The sequence below is a fragment of the Streptomyces sp. NPDC002851 genome, assembly GCF_053591935.1.
Genome location: NZ_JBSFUT010000021.1, coordinates 1 through 21,620, shown reverse-complemented (window position 1 = coordinate 21,620; position 21,620 = coordinate 1). Strand labels below are relative to the sequence as shown.

The window sequence follows — 21,620 nt, the reverse complement described above, 5'->3', positions numbered from 1 at the left end:
CATGGTCACGATCGGCGACATAGCGCGCGCCGCGGGCGTCTCCCGCAGCACCGCGTCGTACGCACTCTCCGGCAAGCGCTCCATCTCCGACGACGTACGCGAACGCGTCCGCGCGGCCGCCCGCGAGCTCGGCTACACCCCCAACGCCGGTGCCCGTGCGCTCGCCACCGCGGAGACGAAGGTCATCGGGCTGCTCGCCCAGTTCTTCGACGACGAGTTCGCACCGGCCATGCTGCAGTACATCCGCGGCGTCAGCGACACCGCACGGACCCTCGGCTACGACACGCTCCTCGTCACCGAGGCCGACGGGGCCCGCGCGCTGCGCCGGATCACCTCCTCGCGGATGGTCGACGGCGTCGTCCTGCTCAACGTCGCGCAGGACGACGCCCGGCTGCCGCTGCTGCGCGCCGCGCCGCAGCCCGGCGCCCTCGTCGGGCTGCCCGGTGACTGCACCGGCGTGGACGTCTTCGACCTCGACTTCGAGGCGGCCGGACGGTTGATGGTCGACCACATGGCCCGGCACGGCCACCGCGAACTGATCCTCGTCTCGCAGCCCGAACACGTCGTGGAACGCGGCGGCGCCTACGTATGGCGGCTGCAGAACGCGGTCGGCAAAGAGGCCGAGGCCCGCGGCATCCGGCTGCACGCGGTCTTCGGCGCCGCCCGGCAGCCGGAGGTCGGACGGTCCCTGCACGCACTGCTCGACGCCCACCCCGACGCCACCGGCCTCCTGCTCAACAACGAGGCCGCCGCGGCCGCCCTGCCGTCCGTCCTGCACGCCCGCGGGCTCGAGGCGCCCCGGGACCTGTCCGTCGTCGGCCGGTACTCCGACGAATTCGCCCGCCACTTCTCACTGCCGTTCTCGTCCATCGAAAGCGCCCCGGACCTCCTCGGCGAACTGGCCGTGCACCAGCTGGTGCGCCGCATCGTCCCCGCGCGCGGCCGCCATGCGCCGCACGTGCTGCGCCTCATCCCGCCCGAGCTCGTCGACCGCGGCAGTACCGGACCGCCGCCCGCCGTGCCAAGGACCCCATCCGCACAAGGAGAAAACCCGTGACAAGCACCAAGCCAACCGCACCCGCGTCCGCCCGCGCGATAGCCGTGCTCGGCGCCACCGTCCTCGCCCTCGCGGGCTGCTCCTCCAATGTCGGCGGCTCCGGCGGCGGCCAGTCCGCCGACACCTACACCTGGTGGGACCCGTACCCGCAGCACAAGGAGGCGTCCGGCTGGGCCAAGCGGGTCGACAAGTGCGGCAAGGAAGCCGGGGTGACCATCAAGCGCACCGCGTACGACACCACCGCTCTCACCAACCAGGCGCTGCTCGCCGCCCAGGAGGGCACGACGCCCGACCTGATGCTGCTCGACAACCCCGCCGTCTCCACGCTCGCCGACACCGGCATGCTCACCACGATGGACGAGTTCGGCCTCGACACCACCGGCATCGACAAGAACCTGCTCTCCGCCGGGGTCGTGGACGGCAAGGCGTACGGCATCCCCGTGGGCGTCAATACGCTCGGCCTCTTCTACAACAAGGACGTCCTCGACGCCGCGGGCGTCGACCCCGCCTCCATCAAGGACTGGGACTCGCTCACCGCCGCACTGAAGAAGGTCACCGGGGCCGGGAAGAAGGGCATCACCTTCGCCGCGATCGGCACCGAGGAAGGCTCCTTCCAGTTCCTGCCGTGGTTCTGGGGAGCCGGGGCCGACCTGCGCCACCTCGACTCGCCGCAGGCGACCGAAGCGCTCGACCTGTGGACCGGCTGGCGGGAGAAGCGATACGCCCCCGCATCGGTGCTCAACAACTCCCAGAACACCACCTGGGAAGAGTTCCTGACCGGCCAGTTCGGCTTCGCCGTCAACGGCACCTGGCAGGTCAACAGCGCCGCCGAGGCGAAGTTCCCGACCGGCGTCATCCCGATCCCCGGCAAGGACGGCGGCGCCGCCCCGGCCCCCACCGGCGGCGAGTTCATCACCGCGCCCGTCCAGAAGGACACCGAACGCTACGACGTCACCAAGAAGATCGCCCGCTGCATGACCACCCCGAAGGGCATGGTCGAAACGGCCAAGACCTTCGCGTACTACATCCCGCCCACCAAGGACGGTCAGGAGCAACTCCTTCAGGACAAGCTCGAGTTGAAGCCTTGGGTCGACGCGGTCCGCACCGCGCGGGGCCGCACCGGCGACAACCTCGGCACCGACTACCCGAAGATCTCCGAACCCCTCTGGACCGCCGTACAGAAGGCCCTCAGCGGCTCCCAGAAGCCCAAGGACGCCCTCAGGCAGACCCAGAAGACCGCGAAGGCCGCCGAGAACGACGCCGGCTGAACGCCGTCCGGAGGACAGCACCATGACCGTGACCACCGAGACGGGCGCAGCCGCGGACCGCGCCGATGACGGCGCACCGCCGCCCGGCGCCCCGCGGCCACGCCCGCCGCTGCACCGGCGCATCCGCTCCACCCAGTGGGCGGGCCTCGCGTTCCTCGCCCCGCTCCTCGCCTACCTGCTGATCTTCTACGCCTATCCGCTGTACCGGAACCTCGAACTCAGCCTGCACGACTACACCGTCCGCGCCTTCGTCGTCGGAGACGCCGAGTTCACCGGCCTCGCCAACTACCGGGACGTCCTGACTTCCGACACCTTCGGCCTCGCCCTGCGCAACACGCTCCTGTTCACCTTCGTCTCGATCGCCGCGCAGTACGCGATCGGCCTCGCCCTCGCCGTGTTCTTCCGGACGGGCTTCCGGCTCTCCGGGCTGCTGCGCGCACTGTTCCTCGTGCCGTGGCTGCTTCCGCTGATCGTCTCCGGCTCGACCTGGGCGTGGATGCTCGCGGGGGACAGCGGCATCGTCAACGCCGCCCTGGAGGCCTTCGGCATCGGCCGGATCGACTGGCTGACCGACCCGGACTGGGCCCTGACCTCCGTGATCATCGCGAACATCTGGCTCGGCATCCCGTTCAACCTGGTCATCCTGCACGCCGGGCTGCAGAACATCCCGGACGACCTGTACGAGGCGGCCGCCCTGGACGGCGCGAACGCCTGGCGGCAGTTCTGGCGGGTGACGTTCCCGCTGCTCCGCCCCGTCTCGGCGATCACCCTGCTGCTCGGCCTCGTCTACACCCTCAAGGTCGTCGACGTGATCTGGGTCATGACCACCGGCGGCCCCGGCAACGTCTCCACCACCCTGGCGGTCTGGTCCTACCGCGAGGCCTTCGGCACCGGACAGCCCGCCTTCTCACCCGCGGCCACGGTCGGCAACCTGCTCATCCTCATGGCCCTCGCCTTCGGGCTCGTCTACCTCCAACTGCAGCGCCGCCAGAACCGGGAGGAGCGGTCATGACGACCCGCACGACCCGATGGAAGACCGCCTTGGGGATCCTGCTGACCGCGCTGATGCTGTTCCCCGTGTACTGGATGGTCAACGTCTCCCTGACCCGGACCGAGGACATGCGGGCCGACCCGCCGCACTGGTTCCCGTGGAACCCCACCTTCGAGGGGTACGGGAACGTGGTGCGCGACCAACTCCCCGCACTCGGCACCAGCTTGGGCATCGGCCTGGGCTGTGTGCTGCTCACCTTGCTGATCTCCGCACCCGCCGGATTCGCGCTCGCCAAGCTGCTCCGCCGCTGGAACGGCACCGTGGGCTTCGTTCTGCTCGTCGCGCAGATGATCCCCAGCGTGGTCATGGCGATCGGCTTCTACGCCGTGTACGTGCGGCTCGGCTGGCTCAACTCCGTATGGGGACTGATCGTCGCCGACTCGACCATCGCCGTGCCGTTCGGCGTGCTCGTGCTCTCCGCCTTCATGTCCGGCATCCCGAACGAGCTGATGCAGGCCGCCCGGATCGACGGTGCGAGCACCTGGCGGACCTTCGTGTCCGTGGTGCTTCCGCTGGGCCGGAACGCCGTACTGACGGTGTCGCTGTTCTCGTTCCTGTGGGCCTGGTCGGACTTCGTCTTCGCCTCCACGCTCAGCCGGAACGCCGACGCGATCCCGGTCACCCTCGGCATCTACGCGTACATCGGCAACAACACCACCGAATGGAACTCGATCATGGCGACCGCCGTCGTCGCGTCCGTGCCCGCGGCCGTGCTCCTCGTCGTCGCCCAGCGCTTCGTCGCCGGCGGCGTCACCGCCGGTGCCGTGAAGGACTGAACCCATGGTGACCTACCACCCGTCCGCCACCACCCTCGAAGTCCGCCACCGCCACGAGGTGTTGACCCTCCAGGCATGGGGCCCCGACAGCGTCCGCGTACGCGCCGCGCAGTACCGCATCCCGGCCGAGAGCCACGGCGCGCTCGAAGAGCCCCCGCCGTCTCCCGCGCCGCGGATCGACGTCGACGGGGACGACGCGAGCTTCGTCCACGGCGACCTCACCGTGGACATACGCTTCGACCGCTCCGCCGCCTACCCCGAGCCGCTGCTCACCTTCACCCGCACAAGCACCGGCGCCGAACTCCTCGCCGAGAGCCGGGAACACTTCTGGATGCCCGGGGCCCGGGTCTTCCACGGCAACCGCTCCGGCGCGTACGAGGTGCACCAGGAGTTCGCTGCCCACCCCGGCGAGCGCCTGTACGGCATGGGCCAGCGCACCCACGGACGGCTCGACCTCAAGGGCCTGGCCCTGGACCTCGTCCAGCGCAACGGCGAGGTGTCCATCCCCTTCGTACTCTCCGACCGCGGCTACGGCCTGCTGTGGAACAGCCCGGCGCTCGGCCGGGTCGAGTTCGCGGAGAACGCCACGCGCTGGCAGGCGGGCCAGGCCCGGGAGATCGACTACTGGCTCACCGCGGCCCCCACACCCGCCGAGATCCTCGCCCGGTACGCCGACGCCACCGGCCACAGCCCCGAACTCCCGCAGTGGGCCAGCGGGTTCTGGCAGTCCAAGCTGCGCTACCGCGACCAGGACGAACTCATCGCCGTCGCCCGCGAACACCGCCGCCGCGGCCTGCCCCTGTCCGTCATCGTCGCGGACTACTTCCACTGGACGGCGATGGGCGACTACCGCTTCGACCCGGACGAATGGCCCGACCCCAAGGCCATGGTCGACGAACTGGCCGAGCTCGGCGTGGAGTTGATGGTGTCCATCTGGCCGACCGTCTCCCCGCTGTCCGAGCACTTCGCGCAGTACCGCGACCGCGGCCTGCTCGTCGGCACGGACCAGGGCGTCGAGTTCCACCAGACCATCCAGGACAAGCACATGGCCGCCCCGATGCCGGTGACCTTCTACGACCCGACCAACCCCGAGACCCGCACCCACGTCTGGGACCTGGTCCGCCGGGGCTACCGGGACCTGGGCATCAGAGTCTTCTGGCTGGACGCCTGCGAGCCCGAGCTCAACCCGGCCCACCCGGCGAACCTGACGCTGTACGCGGGCCCGGGCGCGGAGGTCGCCGGGATCTACCCGCGGGACAACGCCCGCCTGTTCGCCGAGGCCATGGCCGCAGAGGGCGAGCAGACGGTGCTGCTGTGCCGCTCCGCGTGGGCCGGGGCGCAGAAGTACGGGGCCGCGGTGTGGTCCGGCGACATCCCGGCCACCTGGCAGTCCCTGCGGCAGCAGATCCGCGCGGGCCTGAGCGTCGCGATCTCCGGCATCCCGTGGTGGACCACCGACATCGGCGGCTTCCACGGCGGCGACGCACGCGACCCCGCCTACCGGGAACTGATGATCCGCTGGTTTCAATTCGGCGTGTTCTGCCCGCTGTTCCGGCTGCACGGCGACCGCGAACCCCGCACCCCCACCTCGTACGCGCAGTCCGGCGGGCCGAACGAGATCTGGTCGTACGGCGACGAGGCGTACGAGATCATCTCCGGCCTGCTGCACCTGCGGGAACGGCTGCGCCCCTACATCCACCGGCAGATGGACACCGCCGCGCGCACCGGACTGCCGCCGATGCGGCCGCTGTTCGTGGATCACCCGGACGATCCGGGCGCCTGGGAGTGTGACGACGCGTTCCTCTTCGGCCCGGACATCCTCGTCGCACCCATCGCCCGCGCCGGGCAGCGCTACCGGAAGGTCTATCTCCCGTCCGGCAGCCGCTGGACCGACGCCGCCACCGGCGAACCGCACGACGGCGGCACCACCGTGGTGGCCACCGCACCCCTCGACCGTATCCCCGTCTTCACCCGCGAGGGTGCCGACGTACTACTGGCTCTGCGAGAGGAACCACACGCGTGACCGGCTCAGACCCCAAGGGCGGCCGACCCGTCATCCCCACCTCCGGCACCCGACGCCCCCTGGGCCTGGGAGAAGTGACGCTGGACGGCGGCTTCTGGGCGAGGCTCCAGGAGACCAACGCCACCGCGACCCTCGACCACTGCGAACAGTGGATGGAACGCCTCGGCTGGCTCGCCAACTTCGACCGCGTCGCCGACGGCACCACCGCACCCGACCGGCCCGGCTGGTGCTTCTCCGACTCCGAGGTCTACAAGCTGATCGAGGCCCTGTCCTGGGAGTACGGCCGCACCGGCGACCCCCGCCACGACACCGCCGTACGACGCCTGACCGCGCGCATCGCCCGCGCCCAGGACGCGGACGGCTACCTCAACACCTGCTACGGCCACACGCGGCAAGCACCCCGCTACAGCGACCTGGAGTGGGGCCACGAGCTGTACTGCATCGGCCACCTGCTCCAGGCGGCCGTCGCCCGGCTCCGCACCACCGGCGCCGACGACCTGGTGGCCCTGGCCCGCCGGGCCGCCGACCACGTCTGCGCGACCTTCGGCCCCGCAGGCCGTACGGGCATCTGCGGCCACCCCGAAATCGAGCTCGGCCTGGCCGAGTTCGGCCGCGCCCTCGGCGAGAGCCGCTATCTCGACCAGGCCCGGCTCTTCCTCGAACGCCGCGGTCACCACACCCTCAAGGACATCCCGCTCGGCCGCGGCTACTTCCAGGACGACCTGCCCCTTCGTGAGGCCGAGGTCTGGCGCGGTCACGCCGTGCGCTGCCTGTACCTGACCGCGGGCGCCGTCGACGTCGCGGTGGAGCGCGACGACCGCGAGCTGCTCGCCGCGATCGAACGCCAGTGGACGCACACGGTCGCCCGGCGCACCTATCTGACCGGCGGCATGGGCTCCCGCCACCAGGACGAGGGCTTCGGCGAGGACTGGGAGCTGCCCCCGGACCGCGCCTACTGCGAGACCTGCGCGGGCGTCGCCTCCCTCATGGTGTCCTGGCGCCTCCACCTCGCCACCGGCGACGTACGCTACGCCGACCTCATCGAACGCACCGCCTTCAACGTCATCGCCGCCTCCCCGCGCGCGGACGGCCGCGCCTTCTTCTACGCCAACCCGCTGCACCAGCGCACGGCCGGAGAGCCGTCCGACGACGACCAGGTGAGCCCACGCGCCGAGGGCGGCTCCCGCGCCGCGTGGTTCGACGTCTCCTGCTGCCCCACCAACGTCGCCCGCACCCTGGCGACTTGGCACACCTACCTGGCCACGGCGGGGGAGCGGGAACTGACGGTGCTGCAGTACGCGGCCGGGCGTATCACCGCCGAAGTCGGGGACGGCGAAGTCGGGGACGGTGAAGTCGGGGATGGCGACACGCTCGAGATCGAGATCGAGACGGCCTACCCGGATGACGGCCACGTGACCGTGCGCGTGGTGCGCGCCCCCGATCGCCCTGCGGCCTTGCGCCTCCGCGTCCCCTCCTGGGCCCATGGCGCGACCCTCGACGAGGGCGGCCGTCACCGCACCGTCGCCCCTGGCCTCGCCGAAGTGGACCGTGTCCTGGTACCCGGCGAGAAGATCGAACTCCACCTCCCCACACCCCCGCGCTACACCTGGCCGGACCCCCGCATCGACGCCGTCCGCGGCTGCGTCGCCGTCGAGCGCGGGCCGCTGGTGTACTGCGCGGAGTCCCTTGACCTGCCGGATGGCACCGGGCTCGACGACATCACGGTCGACGCCGCTACTGAGCCGGTGTACGTCGACGGTCACGTCCGAGTCCGTGCCTTCACCGCATCACACGCCGAGGCTCCGGCCTGGCCCTACGGTGCGGCGCCCACCCGCCCGGAATCGCCCGACGGTGCAAGGGAGTTGGACCTGGCCCTCATCCCGTACCACCGGTGGGCCGAGCGCGCCCCGACCGCGATGCGGGTCTGGCTTCCGGCGCGGCGCCCGGACTGATCGGCTCAGGAGGTGGCCGGTCGGCTGAGGCCGTGCAGCAGGGTGTCGACGACCCGCGTGGCGAGTGCGTCCACGGCGGCGTCGGTGTCCGGTGCCTCGGCCGCCGCCTCATGGATGAGGGCGTAGTAGACGCGGCGCGCCCAGTCGAGGTCGGCATCGGCCTGCAGCAGGCCGGTGTCCCGGGCACGCGCGAACAGCCGCTCGCACGAGGCCAGTACCTCGGCGTGTACGCGCGCGACCTCGGGCGTGTCGGTGGACAGACCGCCCATGGCGAAGCGCCAGCCGACCTTCACCCGGAGCACGTTCGCGGTGACCTGGTAGAGCGCGACGGCGGGCGGCGCGGTCTCCGGCCGGGCGGCCTGCACGGCGTCATGGAACCGTTGCGTCGCCCACGCGGCAAGGGCCGTGATCAGCGCGTCCCGCGAGGCGAACCGCCGGTGCACAGTGGTCCGCGCGACCCCCGCGGCCCCGGCGATCTGCTCCATGCTGGCCGCAGGGTTGGCGGAGAGCACCCGCTCGGCGGCTTCGAGGATCGCGCGGATGGTGCGCTCGGTGTCGGCGCGCAGGGGCTTGTTGGAGGCGGGGGTCGCCATGTGGGGTGCGGGTCCTTCCGGCTGTGGTGGTGGTCGTGACGTCATGAGGGTACGTCCATGTGGCAACTCCCGAAAGAGTTGCAACACATGTGACGCATGTTCTAGGTTCTATGCGTCGGCAGCGACGCGCTTTCTGTCCTGAAGGACCCGTAAGACCCGAAGACCCGGAGGATCACCATGGATCTGCACCTGCACGGCAAGACCGCTCTGGTCACGGGCGCGAGCCGCGGCATCGGACTGGCCGCCGTCCGAGCCCTGGCCGCTGAGGGCGTACGCGTCGTCGCAGCGGCCCGCACGCCCACCCCGGAACTGGAGGAAGTCGGCGCGATACCGATGGCGGTGGACCTGTCCGACCCCGCCGGGGCCGAGCGCCTCGTGAACGACGCCGTGGCCGAGCTGGGCGGCGGCATCGACATCCTGGTCAACAACGTCGGCGGCGGCGACGGCGGCATGACGGGCGGCTTCCTCGAACTGACCGATGCGCAGTGGGCGGAGGTGGTCGACCTCAACCTCTTCGCCACCGTCCGCGTCACCCGCGCCGCGCTGCCCGCCCTGCTCACCGCGCGCGGTGCCATCGTCAACGTGTCCTCCATCAGCGCCATCGAACCGCACGGAGGCCCCATCCCCTATGCGACGGCCAAGGCCGCGCTCACCGCGTTCGGCAAGGCCCTGGCCCATGAGTTCGGCCCGAAGGGCGTGCGCGTGAACACCGTCTCGCCCGGACCGGTCCGCACCGCGATGTGGGAGAGCCCGGACGGGTACGGCGCGGAACTGGCCGCATCCGTGGGGGTCCCACACGCCGAGTTCCTGGCAGGGGTACCCGCAGCGGTGGGCATGCTCATCGACCGCCTCGTAGAACCGGACGAGGTCGCGGCCCTGATCACCTACCTCGCCTCCCCGCTAGCCGCGGCGACGACGGGCGCGGACCACGTGATTGACGGTGGGGCGGTCAAGGCGGCCTAGGGCCTGTCCGTAAACTCCCACCTGCCGCACGGGCGACGACGGGAGTTTGCGGACAGGCCCTAGAGCCCCCATAGAGGCTTCGCCCTCGAACCCCCAGCCGGGGCTTCGCCCCTCTGGCCCCCCAGGGGTCTGGGGCGGAGCCCCAGTTGTGGGAAGGGGCGGGTAGGAGAGAAAGCCCACCGCAGGCGCCAGGATCCGCCGGACACGACCTAGCCGCGCGGCGTGATCCCTACGTCGTGCATGCCCGGGCCCGAAGAAACCGTGAGGGTACGGGTCTTGGGGTTCCAGGACTCCTGGTGGCCGCCCGAGACCCGTGCCCCGTCGGGAAAGTGGCGCTCAGGGAGGTAGATTTCAGTTCCTCCCGTGACCGCGGGCCTGCCCCGCCAGCGCACCGTCAGCCGTTTCCCCGCCGCGTCCCAGACGTACGCCACCGGGTCGCCGGCGATGGCGCGCGGGTAGGGGCGGTCAAGTACCGGCAGCAGGCGGGTGGGTTTGCCGTCGCCCTCCCAAGGCGCCCAGGAGCCGGGGTCGTTGGACCAGTACGCGATCCCGGCGCCCATCTCGTCGGCCATCCGCTGCACCCGCTCCACGTACGTCATGGCCCCCGGCAGGTTCACGTCGAGCCCGAACTCGCCGATGATGACGGGCGCCCCGAGCCGCCGCGCGGTCCGCTCCGTCTGCTCGCGCCAGGCCGCGAGAGTGGTGTCGACCTGCTCGCGCGTCTTACTCGTGTAGCCCCCGCCGAGGTCCATGGGCAGCGGGTACAGGTGCGGCGCGTACGCGATGCGGGCCGCGTCGCCGCTGCCGCGGGGGTCGGTCAGGCGCGGCAAGCCGGTTGCGAAACCCCAGTTGGCGCCGATCGCCGACGGCTCGACGAACAGCCAGTGGTCGCGGTCGACGGAGCGGATGGCGTCGATGGTGTCCTGGTAGAGCCGCGCCAGCGGGCCGGATTCGAAGGCCGGGCCCTGGACGGATCCGCCCCAAGGCTCGTTCATCAGGTCGTAGCCGATGACGGTGTCGTCGTCGGCGAAGCGGCGGGCGACGTGGCGCCAGGCGTCCGCGTAGTGGCGCCGCAGGTCACGGCCTCCGTCGCTGGTCCCCCAGAAGTGGTCGAAGGCCCGCAAGGTGCCCGGCTCCACATAGCCGAGCTCCCACGGATCCTGCGGCGCGGACCTGAACCCGTCGGTCTCCGTGGCCCACTTCGGGGCGCCGTTGCCGCTGGTCGCGGGCCCGTACAGGTCCTGGTGCATATCCAGCATGACGTGATAGCCGCGTTTCCCGTACCAGCGCACGCGCTCCGCGACATCCCGCAGATAGCCTTCGTCGTACGTCCCCGGGCTCGGCTCCACCTTGCGCCACTGGAGCAGAAAGCGGACGAAATTCGTGGAGAGCGCCCGGCGTTCACGCTCCACGTCCCGCTCCGCGATCCACGGCATGCCGTCCGCCGCCTGTTTGGCGCTGCTCGCGGTCGACAGGCCGCGCAGCACCAGGGCCCGGCCCTGCCGGTCGGTGATCCACCGGTGCCCGGAGGCGGTGTCGGCCCGCGCACTGCCCGCACCCTCGGGCCCCACGGCCACGAGCAACGCCGCGGCGACGCCGAGCACGACGAGGCAGACCACGGCGCGTCGCCCTCGCCTCGGCCACCGCCGACATGCGCCGCCTCTGCGTGTTGCGTCGCCCGCTGCAGCGCTCCCCATGGCACGGATCGTAGATCGTCGAGGCCGCGCCCGATAGAGCTGAGTAATGTTCACTTTCTTGCCGCGGACCCCTGCCGCGGCGGCCGTTCCCCTTCTACAGTGACCGGCCATGCGCGCGTCGAAGATCCGCATCGACCCCGCCGTGGCCGTGGCCGCGGCCTGTCTGCTGCTCGTCCTGCTGCACGGCAGCGGCACGGTCCTGACCGCCTTTACGGCGCGCGCCGGGCTGGCCGTTGTACCGAGCGCGCTCGGCGTGCCGTTCGCGCTGCCGGGGCTGCGGCTCCTTCCGCTCGGATCCACCAGCCTGGCCTGGCAGTTGAGCGAGAACTTCGCGGCGATGCTCCTGATCGCGGTGGCCGTCGGGGCGGTACGGCGGCACATGCGCAAACGGCCGGACGCGCGCCGGTGGCGCCGCTTGGCCGCGGGCTGGGCGGCCCTCGTCGTGGGCGCGGCGACCGCCGGTGCGTGGCGGGGCCTGGTCGCGGCCCGGATGGTGGAGGCGAGCTCGTGGGGCTGGCTCGGACTGCCGTTGGCGGGTGCGGCGTTCGGGGTGCTGTGGGGCGTGGCTCTGGGCTGGCTGCCCGGCACGGCGGCGGCCCTGGCGTGGGGGAGTACGGCGGACTGAAACTGACGTGACGCACGCCCGGCGGCGCTTCGGGCTCCGCTGCCCGAAAGGTGCGCCCGAAGCGCGTCAGTCCGGTTGGCAGATCCACACCTTGTCCGGACGTCGGTGTATTCCGCAGCCTGGACGCGGGGACCACAGCAGTCTCGAAGGGGGCCTTCCTTGCTCGCGAAGGTGCGGAACGGGCTGCGTGTCGCCTGGAGTTGGGGGCGCGCCCACAGCACGCACGTCATGGTCGTCGCGGTCGTGGCCGCGCTCGTCGGCGGAGTCGCCCCCGTCGTGGCGGAGCGCATGTTCCCCGAGCCGCCACCGCCCCCGCCGCCCGGATGCCCCGGGGCCGGGTGCGACGGGAAGAACCCGCAGTCCGAAGGGTGCGCCGCGGACGCGGTCAGCTGGCGGCCGGAGGGATCCAACCCCGTGTCTCTGGAGGTGCGTTACAGCACATACTGCGGGGTGGTGTGGGGGCGGATCACCCGGGGTGAGGGCGGCGACCAGGTGACCGTCCAGGTAGAGGGCGGCTCCTCACAGAGCGCGGTGATCGAATTCGGCAGGGACCAGTTCACGCCGATGGCCACGGTGGGTGACACGTTCCACGCGACGGCCTGCGCGGTGCCCACCACGGCCAGCTCAAGAACCGGACAGTGGTCGAAGTACTGCGCCGAGGTGACGGAGGACACGCCCTGCCGCAGGGTGAACAGGGGGAGGTGGCGGCTTGGCGGCTCACCATGAGCCGCAGACCGTCGGTCCTCTCCGTCCAGGCCTCTTGCGTACGATATGCAAGTGCGCGACTACAGCATCAGGCCCGCAACCCCGACGACGTGGGTGCCGCCCACGCCGTCATGCTCGACACCGTCCACCACGACTTCGGCACGGGCTACGTACCGCGCTGGCATGCCGACATCGTCGACCTCGAGGGCGCGTATCTGACACCGTCCCGCCACACGCTGCTCGTCGCCGTGAACCCGCACGGGGACGTCGTAGCCACCGCGGCACTGGACTCCCGGGGCCCTGCCCACCCGCCGAACCCGCGCTGGGTCGCCGAGCGCTTCCCCTCCGGCGAGACGGCCCAACTCCGGCGGGTATACGTACGCCCCGAGCACCGGCGGCGCGGACTCGCCCGGCGCCTCGTCGGCGAACTCCTCGACTTCGCGGCCGCGGAGGGCGGCTACCGGTCGGTGTATCTGCATACGGACCCGGCGGTGCCCGGTGCCGAGGACTTCTGGCGGTCCCTTGGCAAAGTGGTGTGCGACGAGCGCGAGGAGCCGGGCGGCGGCTCGCGGGTCGTGCACTTCGAAGTCGCCATGCGCCCGTAGGTGGACACCCTGGTACGTACCGCTCGCTATCACCATGTGGCACGCAGGTGGCTGACGGTGACGAAATGGAAGCCGCGGGCAGTGAGGGTGCGCAGGATCTCGGAGACGGCCGCGACCGAGGTGGGGTGGATGTCGTGCAGGAGGACGACGTCATTGGCCCGGGCCCTGGTGATGACGGACTGGGCGACCTTGGCGGAGTCGCGGTGTTTCCAGTCCTCGGTGTCCATGTCCCACAGCACCGGCGAGAGGGCCGTGGCCTTCCGGACGGTCTGGTTGATGGCGCCGTAGGGCGGGCGGAAGACCGTGGGGGCCTTGCCGGTGGCGGCCTTGATGGCGGCGTTGGTGCGGTTGAGTTGGCCGGCGACCTGTTCAGGGGTGAGCCGAGTGAGGTCGGGATGGTTCCAGGAGTGATTGCCGAGTTCGTGACCGGCCTTCGCCTCGGCGCGGACGAGGTCGGGGTGGGCCGCGACGTTCTGGCCGACGGTGAAGAACGTGGCGCGCGCCTTGTATTGGGCGAGTGTGGTCAGCAGGGTCGCGGTCTCGGGGACGGCGGGCCCGTCGTCGAAGGTGAGGGCGATGCACTTGACCCTCTTGCAGTCGGTGTCGTCGTCGCCGGAGTCGGTGTGGCTGGGGACGGCCGGAGTGGGGGTGTGGGTCGCGCCCAGGTCAAGGGCGTCGCTGGGGCTCACGGTCTGCTCCTTGGCGCGCTTGCCGAACGCGGACAGCCACGGGGTGATCGCCTCCTTGGAGACGATCACCGTGAACGACCCGGCGGCGGGGGCGCCGATCTCGCCGCGGTCGAACTCCACCCGCAGTCCGCCGTCGGCGGTGAAGGCCATGTCGTCCAGGACGGCGGTGCGGTCCTGGGGGCTGGAGAAGGCGTCGTCCAGGGTGGCGGCATTCACGCCCTCCCGGCCCTTGAGCTGATCCTTCAAGGCGGCGAGGAAGGCGTCCCGAGAGCCTTCGGCCACGAGTCCGAGGGCCGTGCGATAGGCGTCGGCCTTGCCGTCGTACCAGTACGTCCTGCTCGAAAGGCCGGACCCGGCCACGCTGGGGTCCCGCGTGGTGAGCCGTACCCCGAGGACATCGCCGGAGGCGACCAGGAACCGGTGGCTGATGTTGAGGTCGCGGCCTTCCATGCCGCCCGCGTCAACCGCACAGGGCCCCGCGAGGTAGGGGGTCAGGCGCCCCTCCACGTCCTTCTTCATCGCTGCCGTCATCGCCTTGGCGCCGGGCACGTCCGGGTAGCTGGTCGCGAAGGGGCAGGAGGTGGTCTCGCTGCTGTCGTGGACGATGTTCAGACCCTTGATCTTCGACGGGTCGACCGTCCGGGCCGGGGACGGTGACGGTCCGGGCCGCGCGTCGGTGTGTGCCGTGCCCGCGGAGCCGGACGTTCCGGATGAACAGGCTGCCGTGAAGGTGAGAGAGCCGAGCAGCAGCAGTGAGGGGAGCAGGGTGTGAGAGCGCATGAACCAGAACCTGGAGATCGGAGACTGCCGGGCGTCACGGTCCGGACGCCGGCCGACCGCGGCGTACGAGGGACGCCGCGGCCGTTGTGGTCTCTGATCGTTCTGGTCAGGGGCGTTTTTCAGCGAGGCCCGGAGTCACCGTGAACAATTTCGTGGCTCACTCCGGCGGCACTCTGCCCCGGTTTGTGCCCTTTCCGGGCGCTGTCGGGCAGACCTGCTGGTACGGCGCGTCGGGGACGTACGTCCGCCATTGCGCCCGGGTCAGTCCGCCACCGGCGCGTGCGCAGATGGCGCGGACGGCCGCGTCGGGGGCGACGGGATGGCGTTGGAGCACCGCGTTCGGGCCGCTGGCGTAGACCGTGCCGTCGTCCCGGCTGAAGGCGAGGGAGCGGATCTCGTCCCCGGGCGTGGGCAGGTCGCCGCCGAGGCGCTGCTGCCCGGTGGTGTCCCACAGCCGGAGAGTGCCGCCTGCTCCTCCCACGGCGAGGGTGCGGCCGTCGGCGGAGAAGGCGAGTGCCTGCACGGCCTCGGCCGCACTCTCCGGCGCGGTGTCGGCGGTGCCGGTCAGTACCCCCGAGGCGTGCCGCAGGTCGCCGTCCCAGAGGGTCACGTGCCCGGTGGAGTCGCCGACGGCGAGCCGGGTGCCGTCGGCGCTGAAGGCGAGGGCGGTGACCTGGCGGTCGTCGGCGAGCGCCCACCCGGTGACCTTGCCGGAGGGTACGTCGGCGTACTGGTCGGCGGAGCCTACGAGGAGCCGTCCGTCCGGCCGCATGGCCACGACCTGCCCGAAGAGGCTGTGCAGGGTCTTCGGGCCGCGCCGGGTCCGGGTGTCCCAGAGCTCCGCCGCCTCGCCGTCGCCCGTGGAGCGCACGGCCGCGAGTGTGCGGCCGCCGGGGCCCAGGGCGATCGCGGACACGGGCCGGTCGGCCGCTCCGGAGGTGGTGAACGACGTACGGACCTTGTGGGCCCGTACGTCCCACACGGTGAAGCGCTGCCGTAGGGAGCCGCCGGAGGAGGTGGTGTCGGCGACGGCGAGCGTACGGCCGTCCGGGCTGAAGGACAGGAGCGGCGCTTCGTCTCCGGAGTGGCTCGGCAGTTGGCCGAGCGTGGTGCGGGCGAGGACCGCGCCGGTGCCGGTGGAGCGCAGTTCGAAGCGGTAGCCGTCCCCCGACCGGGTCGCGGTGGCGAGGGCGCTGCCGTCCGGGGCGAGGGCCGTCGCGTCGGCCGGGGTGTCCTGCCAGGGCGTGGCGAGGCGGTCGGTGAGGTCGACGGTGTGGACGGTCGCGCGGTCGAGGTAGCGCAGGGTGCGGCGGCCCTGGTCCGGGGTCCATGTCAGCCCACGGACCTCCGCGCCCGCCAGCGGTCGGCGCCAGACTTGCACGCCGCCCGCCGCAAGGCGCCATACGGAGATCTCCTGGTCGTCGGCCGTGGCCAGGAACTCTCCGTCCGCAGCGAGGTCGGCCTCGGTGAAGCCGGTGGTGCCACCACTGGTGAAGTCGGCGACGACCCGCCCGATGCGGACGTCCCAGACGGTGGCCGACGTCCCGTGGGCCAGGGCAAGCCGCCTGCCGTCCGCGCTGAAGCGCAGCACGCGGTCCCCGCCGTCCGCCCCCGAGCCGGTACCGCAGACGGTCCCGTCCGCCTTGTCCCAGGCGCCGGACAGCCGTTTGCCGTGCGCGGTGTCCCACACCTGGGGCGAGCCGTCGGCGAGGCAGACTGCGGCCAGACGTCCGCCGGCGCTGAGGGCCGCGGTCGTCAGGTCGCGGGAGATGCCGGTGCTGAAGAGGACCTTGCCGTCGTCCGTGCGCCGGACCCGGACCTGGCCCGGTCCGTCGAGCGGCTGTGTGAGGTACGCCTTTCCGTCGGGAGCGGTCGCCCCGAGCGCCGCATCGCCCAGGTCGGCGGCCGGCTTCCCCTCGGGGAGGTTCCACAGGGTGTCGCCGCCCGCCGCGCTCAGGACGAGGAACCGCGCACCGGGGCCGACGTCGGCCGCTTCCACGTCGCTGGGCAGGCGATACGTATGGGTGCGGCGGTGGTCGGCCACGTTCCAGGCGGTGACGCGGCCGCCTTCGGCCCTGAGCAGGGTGCGGCCCTGGTCGGCGAGGAAGCGCCGGGCGTTCTTGCCGCTCCGCGGGTCGGTGAAGGCGTCCCGCTCCGGCTGGGCGAGCGCGCCGAGCAGGGCCGAGCGGGACTCGGTGAGCGGAGCGATCCGCCACGCGGCGGCGCCGAGCAGGGAGGCGGTGCGCGGGTCGGTGGAGCGCATGCTGTCGGCGACGGTGGCCAGGCGGCGAGCGGCGGCCTTGGCGGCCTCCTCCTCGCTCACCTGGTTGCGCTGCCAGGCCACGAGCCCCGCGGCCAGCGCGAGCACGAGGAACACGGAGAGACCGACGGTGAGCGCGCGGGTGCGGCGGGCGGTGCGCGTCTCGGCGTTCCGCTCGGCGTCGCGGGCCGCGACCGAGGCGGTCAGGAAGTCCCGTTCGAGGAGGGTGAGGTCATCGGCCCCCTTCTCTGGTTCCGCCGGGTTCTCCGGCTGCCTGCCGAACAGCTCCTCGGCGCGGTCGAGGCGGGTGCCCCGGTACAGCGCGCCGGGGTCGCGGTCCAATTCCGTCCAGGCGTGGGCGGCCTCGTCCAGGCTCCGTTGGGCGCGCAGCCGTTCCCGGCTCTCCTCGATCCAGCCGGCGAGGCGCGGCCAGCCGGTGAGCAGGGCCTCGTGGGCGAGTTCGACGGTATCGCCGTCCAGAGTGACCAGGCGGGCGGCGGCGAGACATTCCAGGACGTCCGGCGCATCGGGCCCCAGCTCGGACCGGGAGGCCGGGCGGCGCGTGTCGGCCGTGCGGTCCCCTGGGGCGATCAGCCGCAGCAGGATGCGCCGGACCGTACGGGCCTGGCTCTCCTCGAGGTCGCCGTAGACCCGCTCGGCGGTGGCGGCGATCGACCCGCGTACGCCGCCCGCCTCCTCGTATGCGGCCAGCGTCAGCGTGCGGCCGCGGCGGCGGCGCCAGGTCTCAAGGAGGGAGTGCGAGAGCATCGGCAGCGCGCCCGGCCGATCGGTGACCTCGTCGATGATCCGGGCGGTCAGGGCTCGCTCCACGTTGAGTCCCGCGGCGGTCGCGGGGCCGGTGACGACGTCCCGCAGCTCGTCGCCGTTCACCGGGCCGACCAGCAGATTCGCTTGGCTGACCGCCTCGGCAAGGTCCCGGTGGGCGGCGCAGTGGCCGTAGAAGTCGCCGCGCACCGCGAGCACCACCCGCAGCCGACTGTCCGGTCGCCGGGCCGTAAGCAGCAGGTCCAGGAACCGGTCGCGTTCCGCGCGGTCGTGGCAGAGCGTGAACAGCTCCTCGAACTGGTCGACGATCACCCAGGTGTCCTGGTCGCCGTCCTGCGCGAGGAGCGCCGACTCGTGGGTGCGGGCAGGCCGTTCGCCCGGGGTGAGCACCCGGATGACCGCGGGTCGGGCGGCGCCCGGCCCCTGTCGAAGGGCCGGGATCAGCCCCGCTCGCAGCAGCGAGGACTTGCCGCTGCCGGAGGGGCCGAAGACCGCGGCGAACCGATACTCGCGCACCAGGCCAAGGAGTTCGGCGACCAGCTTGTCCCGGCCGAAGAAGACGTCGCTGTCGTCGGGCTCGAAGCGGGCAAGGCCTCGATACGGTGCCCTCTCGTCCGCCGCGGACGCCCGAACCTCGGCGTCCGCCTGCCGCCAGCGCTCCTCCCACTCCTCGGGGTCGGCGTCCAGCGCCTCGGCGTACGCCCGCACCACCGCCAGGGTGGGCAATTGGTCGCCGGCCGCCGCCTGGGACAGTGCGGTCGTCGAGTATCCGGCCCGCTTGACCATCTCCCGATAGGGCGGCTTTCCGGCCTTCTCGCGAAGAAGGCGCAGCTCGTGCGCGAGGCGCGGTATAGGACCGGCGTCCGGATCAACCGGTTTCTCGCGACGTCCCATCGAGCAGCACCCTTCACCCTTCAACCGCGGCCGGACAGGCGGACAACCTACGTTTCCGCCTCTTCGGAGACAATTCCGGCTCGCCTCTTGAGAACGGAGTCCGTTCGGCGATGCGGTAAGAAGGCCAGGAAGATCACTGGCGGGCGGCGTAGCTCTCACATGCCACGAGCACCTCGGTGATGTGCTCCTCGGCCCAGCGGCCCAGTGGCCCAGCGGCATCGAGCTCAATGGCGTTCAGGGATCAAGTCGCCCGCTTCCACTGCTGGTTGAGGCCACCCGTGCAGTCCCAGGTGACAAGCCGGGCCCCGTTCGCCATCGACTCGTCGGCGACGTCCAGGCACTTGCCGCTCACCCGGGAGGCCAGCGTCACATACCCGTCCGCGGCCTCCGTGACCCGCCACTCCTGCCCGGCCGTCCCGGAGGCGCAGGCCCGCTGCTCCACCGTGCCGCTCGCGCTCTCCGTCAGACACAAGGAGCTGTGCCGGGCGATCAGCCGGACGTATCCGTCGGGCAGCTCCTTGAACCAGAACTTCTGGTTGCCGCCGCCGTTGCAGGTGTACTGCGCGACGGCCGCGCCCTCCTGGAGCGACTGGCTGAGCACGTCGGCGCACTTGCCGCTGTGCCGGGCGGTGAGTGTCTCGTACGGGCCACCGCGGCCGGTGACCGTTCCGGCGGCCGTGTCGATCTCCAGCTCCGGGTACCAGTCCATGGACATGGTGGTGGCGGTCGGGAAGGCCAGCGGCAGCCAGACGTACCGCGAGTCGTTGACCTTCTGCCCGAACGAATTGCCCCACCGGTCGCCCATATACAGATACGAGGTGGCCCGATCGCCCTGCACCGGCAGGACGTACGCGGTCTGCGAGCCGTACGCCGTCGCGTCACCGACGTTCCGCATCGCGCTCCACGGGCCCTCCGGCGAACGGGCGGTGGCGTACTGCTGCTGGTTCGGATTCCAGCCGGTGGCGCCCGACGTGAGCATGAAGTACACGTCGCCGCGCTTGAAGAGCGCCGGAGCCTCCCGGCGGCCGCCCGGCCAGGGGTTGGCGACCAGCTCGGAGACCTGGGTGTAGTCGTCGGTGAGCCGGTAGATGTGCAGGTCGTAGTTGTCGCGCGCGGCCGAGATCATGTAGCCGGTGCCGTCGGAGTCCGTGAAGAGCGTGATGTCCCGGGACATGTGCGCGCCGAGCGGCCGGAAGGAGCCGCGCCACGTGTAGTCGCCGTCGACGGTCGACGAGGTGGCCACGGCCGCACGGGCCTGGCTGTAGTCGACGCCGTTCTCCTTGTGCATCCACATCACGAACTGCCCGGTGCGCTGGTTGTAGATCACCTTGGGGCGTTCGATGTTGGCGGTCCCGAGCTCCGGGTCGGTGGCCTCGGTCAGGACGTGGTTGCGGAACTCCCAGTTCTTCAGGTCCTTGGAGCGGTACGCGGAGACGTACCGGAACGTGTTGTCGGCGTTCCGGTTCTCCCCGAACCAGTAGTAGTACGCACCGACCTTGAGGACGCCGCCGCCGTGCGCGTGCAGCGGGCCGCCGGACGTGTCGGTGAACTGAGTGCCGTTCGTGACGGTCACGGCGGCGATGGGCTTCGCGGACTCAGGGGACTCAGGGGACTTGTCCCGTGCGGCTCCGGGCGACGCGCCCGCGGGCACGGCGGAGAGCAGCGCCGCGACGATGGCCAGGCAGCAGGCGTACAGGAACAGGCGCAGCGTTCTCACGAGGCCTCACCTTCACGTACCGGCTTCACCGGATCGACGGACTCGAGGGTCGGGACGACCGGTTTGATCGTGCCGTCCGGGGCGAACTCGAGCCGGTCCAGGGTGGTTTCGCGGTGCGTGCCGTCGCCGCCGGGGCGTCCAGGACCGTTCACGGCGAAGCGGTGGTAGGCGATGTACCAGTCATCGGTCCCCGCGGCGCGCACCACCGAGTGGTGGCCGGTGCCCTTGATGCCGTACTCGAGCCGCTTCTGCAGGATCGTGCCGCGCTTGGTCCACGGGCCGAGCGGGCTCGATCCGGTGGCGTAGGCAACGTGGTAGTTCTCGCTGCGGGTGTCGTCCTCGGACCACATGAAGTAGTACGTGCCCTGCCGCTTCACCACGAAGGCGCCCTCACGGAAGTTGTCCGGGGTGATGTCCCGTACCTTCGCGGGGTCGAACGACACCATGTCATCGTTCAGCGGCACCACGTACCCGCGCCCGTTGCCCCAGTACAGATACGCCTGGCCGTCATCGTCCGTGAACACCGACGGGTCGATCATCTGGCCCGAGAACTGCCCCTTGGCGACCAGGGGTTTACCCAGCGCGTCCTTGAACGGGCCCGCGGGGGAGTCCGCGACCGCGACGCCGATCTGCTGCTCGGCACAGAAGTACAGGTAGTACTTGCCGTCGCGCTCGACCGCACCCGGCGCCCATGCCCGGCTCTCGGCCCAGCTCACATCGGGCCCGAGGTCGAGCACCGTCCCGTGGCCGCTCCAGTTCACCAGGTCGTCGGACGAGTACGCCGCGAAGCGGGTGCCGCTCCAGCCCGGGAAGCCGTCCGTCGTCGGATAGATCCAGTAGCGATCGCCGAACCGCTGGATATCCGGGTCGGCGTTCAGTCCGGGCAGCACCGGGCTGCGCATCGCGATTGCCTCGACGGTCCAGGTGCGCGTGGTGCCATCGGCGGCCGTCACCGTGTACGTGCGCGGCTTACGGAAGTCGCGGCGGGTACCTGACGCGGGGCTGATCCGGGCCCCCGGGGCGAGCGCGAACCGCGGGGCGACCTTGCTGAGGTCGGTGTCGGGCCGCATCGGCAGGACGACCTTGGACGAGGCTTCGGTGACGGTCGCATAGCCCTTCTGCTCCTCCGCCGTCGCGTCCGTCACGGACGTCCCGGTCGGCGCGTACGCGGAAAGCAGC

15 protein-coding genes and 1 pseudogene are annotated in these 21,620 nt (G+C 71.5%); 10 read left to right on the top strand and 6 right to left on the bottom strand.

Features of this window, described 5'->3' with window-relative positions; translation table 11 throughout:
• The first annotated feature begins 1 nt into the window (after position 1).
• From ACWD10_RS22260 to ACWD10_RS22235, 6 genes are read left to right on the top strand one after another with little or no spacing between them, the layout of a single operon-like run.
• The gene (locus tag ACWD10_RS22260) at positions 2 to 1,057 is read left to right on the top strand and encodes a LacI family DNA-binding transcriptional regulator (protein ID WP_451093577.1); all 1,056 of its coding nucleotides are present in this window, start codon (positions 2 to 4) and stop codon (positions 1,055 to 1,057) included.
• The gene (locus ACWD10_RS22255; protein ID WP_451093575.1) at positions 1,054 to 2,325 is read left to right on the top strand and encodes a sugar ABC transporter substrate-binding protein; all 1,272 of its coding nucleotides are present in this window, start codon (positions 1,054 to 1,056) and stop codon (positions 2,323 to 2,325) included. Before ACWD10_RS22260 ends, ACWD10_RS22255 begins: the two co-directional genes overlap by 4 nt.
• A 22-nt stretch (positions 2,326 to 2,347) precedes the next feature.
• Positions 2,348 to 3,337, top strand: a complete 990-nt coding sequence (locus ACWD10_RS22250; protein WP_451093573.1) for a carbohydrate ABC transporter permease — start codon at positions 2,348 to 2,350, stop codon at positions 3,335 to 3,337.
• Positions 3,334 to 4,152: a carbohydrate ABC transporter permease gene (locus ACWD10_RS22245; RefSeq protein WP_451093571.1), complete on the top strand. Its 819-nt coding sequence runs from the start codon at positions 3,334 to 3,336 to the stop codon at positions 4,150 to 4,152. The genes ACWD10_RS22250 and ACWD10_RS22245 overlap by 4 nt, the downstream gene beginning before the upstream one ends.
• Before the next feature lie 4 nt (positions 4,153 to 4,156).
• On the top strand, positions 4,157 to 6,175 hold the full coding sequence (locus ACWD10_RS22240; protein ID WP_451093569.1) for a glycoside hydrolase family 31 protein: 2,019 nt from the start codon (positions 4,157 to 4,159) through the stop codon (positions 6,173 to 6,175).
• A complete protein-coding gene (locus tag ACWD10_RS22235) occupies positions 6,172 to 8,127 on the top strand; it encodes a glycoside hydrolase family 127 protein (protein ID WP_451093567.1) in 1,956 nt (651 codons plus the stop codon). The genes ACWD10_RS22240 and ACWD10_RS22235 overlap by 4 nt, the downstream gene beginning before the upstream one ends.
• 5 nt (positions 8,128 to 8,132) lie before the next feature.
• On the opposite strand, the gene ACWD10_RS22230 is transcribed toward ACWD10_RS22235, so the two are convergent.
• The gene (locus ACWD10_RS22230; protein ID WP_451093565.1) at positions 8,133 to 8,720 is read right to left on the bottom strand and encodes a TetR/AcrR family transcriptional regulator; all 588 of its coding nucleotides are present in this window, start codon (positions 8,718 to 8,720) and stop codon (positions 8,133 to 8,135) included.
• Between the two features lie 177 nt (positions 8,721 to 8,897).
• Here ACWD10_RS22230 and ACWD10_RS22225 point away from each other — a divergent pair, with 177 nt between their 5' ends.
• On the top strand, positions 8,898 to 9,683 hold the full coding sequence (locus ACWD10_RS22225; protein ID WP_451093563.1) for an SDR family NAD(P)-dependent oxidoreductase: 786 nt from the start codon (positions 8,898 to 8,900) through the stop codon (positions 9,681 to 9,683).
• A gap of 209 nt (positions 9,684 to 9,892) precedes the next feature.
• On the opposite strand, the gene ACWD10_RS22220 is transcribed toward ACWD10_RS22225, so the two are convergent.
• Complete coding sequence (locus ACWD10_RS22220; RefSeq protein ID WP_451093561.1) at positions 9,893 to 11,302, bottom strand: cellulase family glycosylhydrolase; 1,410 nt, start codon at positions 11,300 to 11,302, stop codon at positions 9,893 to 9,895.
• Between the two features lie 187 nt (positions 11,303 to 11,489).
• On the opposite strand from ACWD10_RS22220, the gene ACWD10_RS22215 reads away from it, so the two are divergent.
• The 3 genes and pseudogenes from ACWD10_RS22215 (at position 11,490) to ACWD10_RS22205 (ending at position 13,315) form a co-directional block, all read left to right on the top strand.
• Entirely contained in the window at positions 11,490 to 12,005 is a 516-nt protein-coding gene (locus ACWD10_RS22215) for a hypothetical protein (protein WP_451093559.1), read from the top strand.
• Positions 12,006 to 12,233: 228 nt separating this feature from the next.
• Positions 12,234 to 12,731 (top strand): DUF2690 domain-containing protein, encoded by a 498-nt coding sequence (locus ACWD10_RS22210; RefSeq protein WP_451093752.1) that lies wholly within the window; start codon positions 12,234 to 12,236, stop codon positions 12,729 to 12,731.
• 45 nt (positions 12,732 to 12,776) lie between these two features.
• Positions 12,777 to 13,315, top strand: a pseudogene (locus tag ACWD10_RS22205) (GNAT family N-acetyltransferase).
• Positions 13,316 to 13,344: 29 nt separating this feature from the next.
• Here the strand turns inward: ACWD10_RS22205 and ACWD10_RS22200 are convergent.
• The 4 genes from ACWD10_RS22200 to ACWD10_RS22185 form a co-directional block, all read right to left on the bottom strand.
• Positions 13,345 to 14,784 carry a polysaccharide deacetylase family protein gene (locus tag ACWD10_RS22200; RefSeq protein WP_451093557.1) on the bottom strand — a complete coding sequence of 480 codons (1,440 nt, stop codon included), beginning with the start codon at positions 14,782 to 14,784 and terminating at the stop codon, positions 13,345 to 13,347.
• A 157-nt stretch (positions 14,785 to 14,941) separates the two neighbouring features.
• Complete coding sequence (locus ACWD10_RS22195; protein WP_451093555.1) at positions 14,942 to 18,724, bottom strand: nSTAND1 domain-containing NTPase; 3,783 nt, start codon at positions 18,722 to 18,724, stop codon at positions 14,942 to 14,944.
• A 241-nt stretch (positions 18,725 to 18,965) separates the two neighbouring features.
• On the bottom strand, positions 18,966 to 20,441 hold the full coding sequence (locus ACWD10_RS22190) for an RICIN domain-containing protein (protein ID WP_451093553.1): 1,476 nt from the start codon (positions 20,439 to 20,441) through the stop codon (positions 18,966 to 18,968).
• On the bottom strand, positions 20,438 to 21,620 hold a 1,183-nt coding region (locus ACWD10_RS22185; protein ID WP_451093551.1), incomplete at its 5' end, for a family 43 glycosylhydrolase. The genes ACWD10_RS22190 and ACWD10_RS22185, both read right to left, overlap by 4 nt.

What these genes read in the sequence shown, in the direction of transcription:
- ACWD10_RS22210 (WP_451093752.1), top strand. Translation starts at nt 12,234, where the DNA reads ATGGTCGTCGCGGTCGTGGCCGCGCTCGTCGGCGGAGTCGCCCCCGTC.
- ACWD10_RS22250 (WP_451093573.1), top strand. Translation starts at nt 2,348, where the DNA reads ATGACCGTGACCACCGAGACGGGCGCAGCCGCGGACCGCGCCGATGAC.
- ACWD10_RS22195 (WP_451093555.1), bottom strand. Translation starts at nt 18,724, where the DNA reads ATGGGACGTCGCGAGAAACCGGTTGATCCGGACGCCGGTCCTATACCG.
- ACWD10_RS22230 (WP_451093565.1), bottom strand. Translation starts at nt 8,720, where the DNA reads ATGGCGACCCCCGCCTCCAACAAGCCCCTGCGCGCCGACACCGAGCGC.
- ACWD10_RS22200 (WP_451093557.1), bottom strand. Translation starts at nt 14,784, where the DNA reads ATGCGCTCTCACACCCTGCTCCCCTCACTGCTGCTGCTCGGCTCTCTC.
- ACWD10_RS22225 (WP_451093563.1), top strand. Translation starts at nt 8,898, where the DNA reads ATGGATCTGCACCTGCACGGCAAGACCGCTCTGGTCACGGGCGCGAGC.
- ACWD10_RS22245 (WP_451093571.1), top strand. Translation starts at nt 3,334, where the DNA reads ATGACGACCCGCACGACCCGATGGAAGACCGCCTTGGGGATCCTGCTG.
- ACWD10_RS22215 (WP_451093559.1), top strand. Translation starts at nt 11,490, where the DNA reads ATGCGCGCGTCGAAGATCCGCATCGACCCCGCCGTGGCCGTGGCCGCG.
- ACWD10_RS22260 (WP_451093577.1), top strand. Translation starts at nt 2, where the DNA reads ATGGTCACGATCGGCGACATAGCGCGCGCCGCGGGCGTCTCCCGCAGC.
- ACWD10_RS22240 (WP_451093569.1), top strand. Translation starts at nt 4,157, where the DNA reads ATGGTGACCTACCACCCGTCCGCCACCACCCTCGAAGTCCGCCACCGC.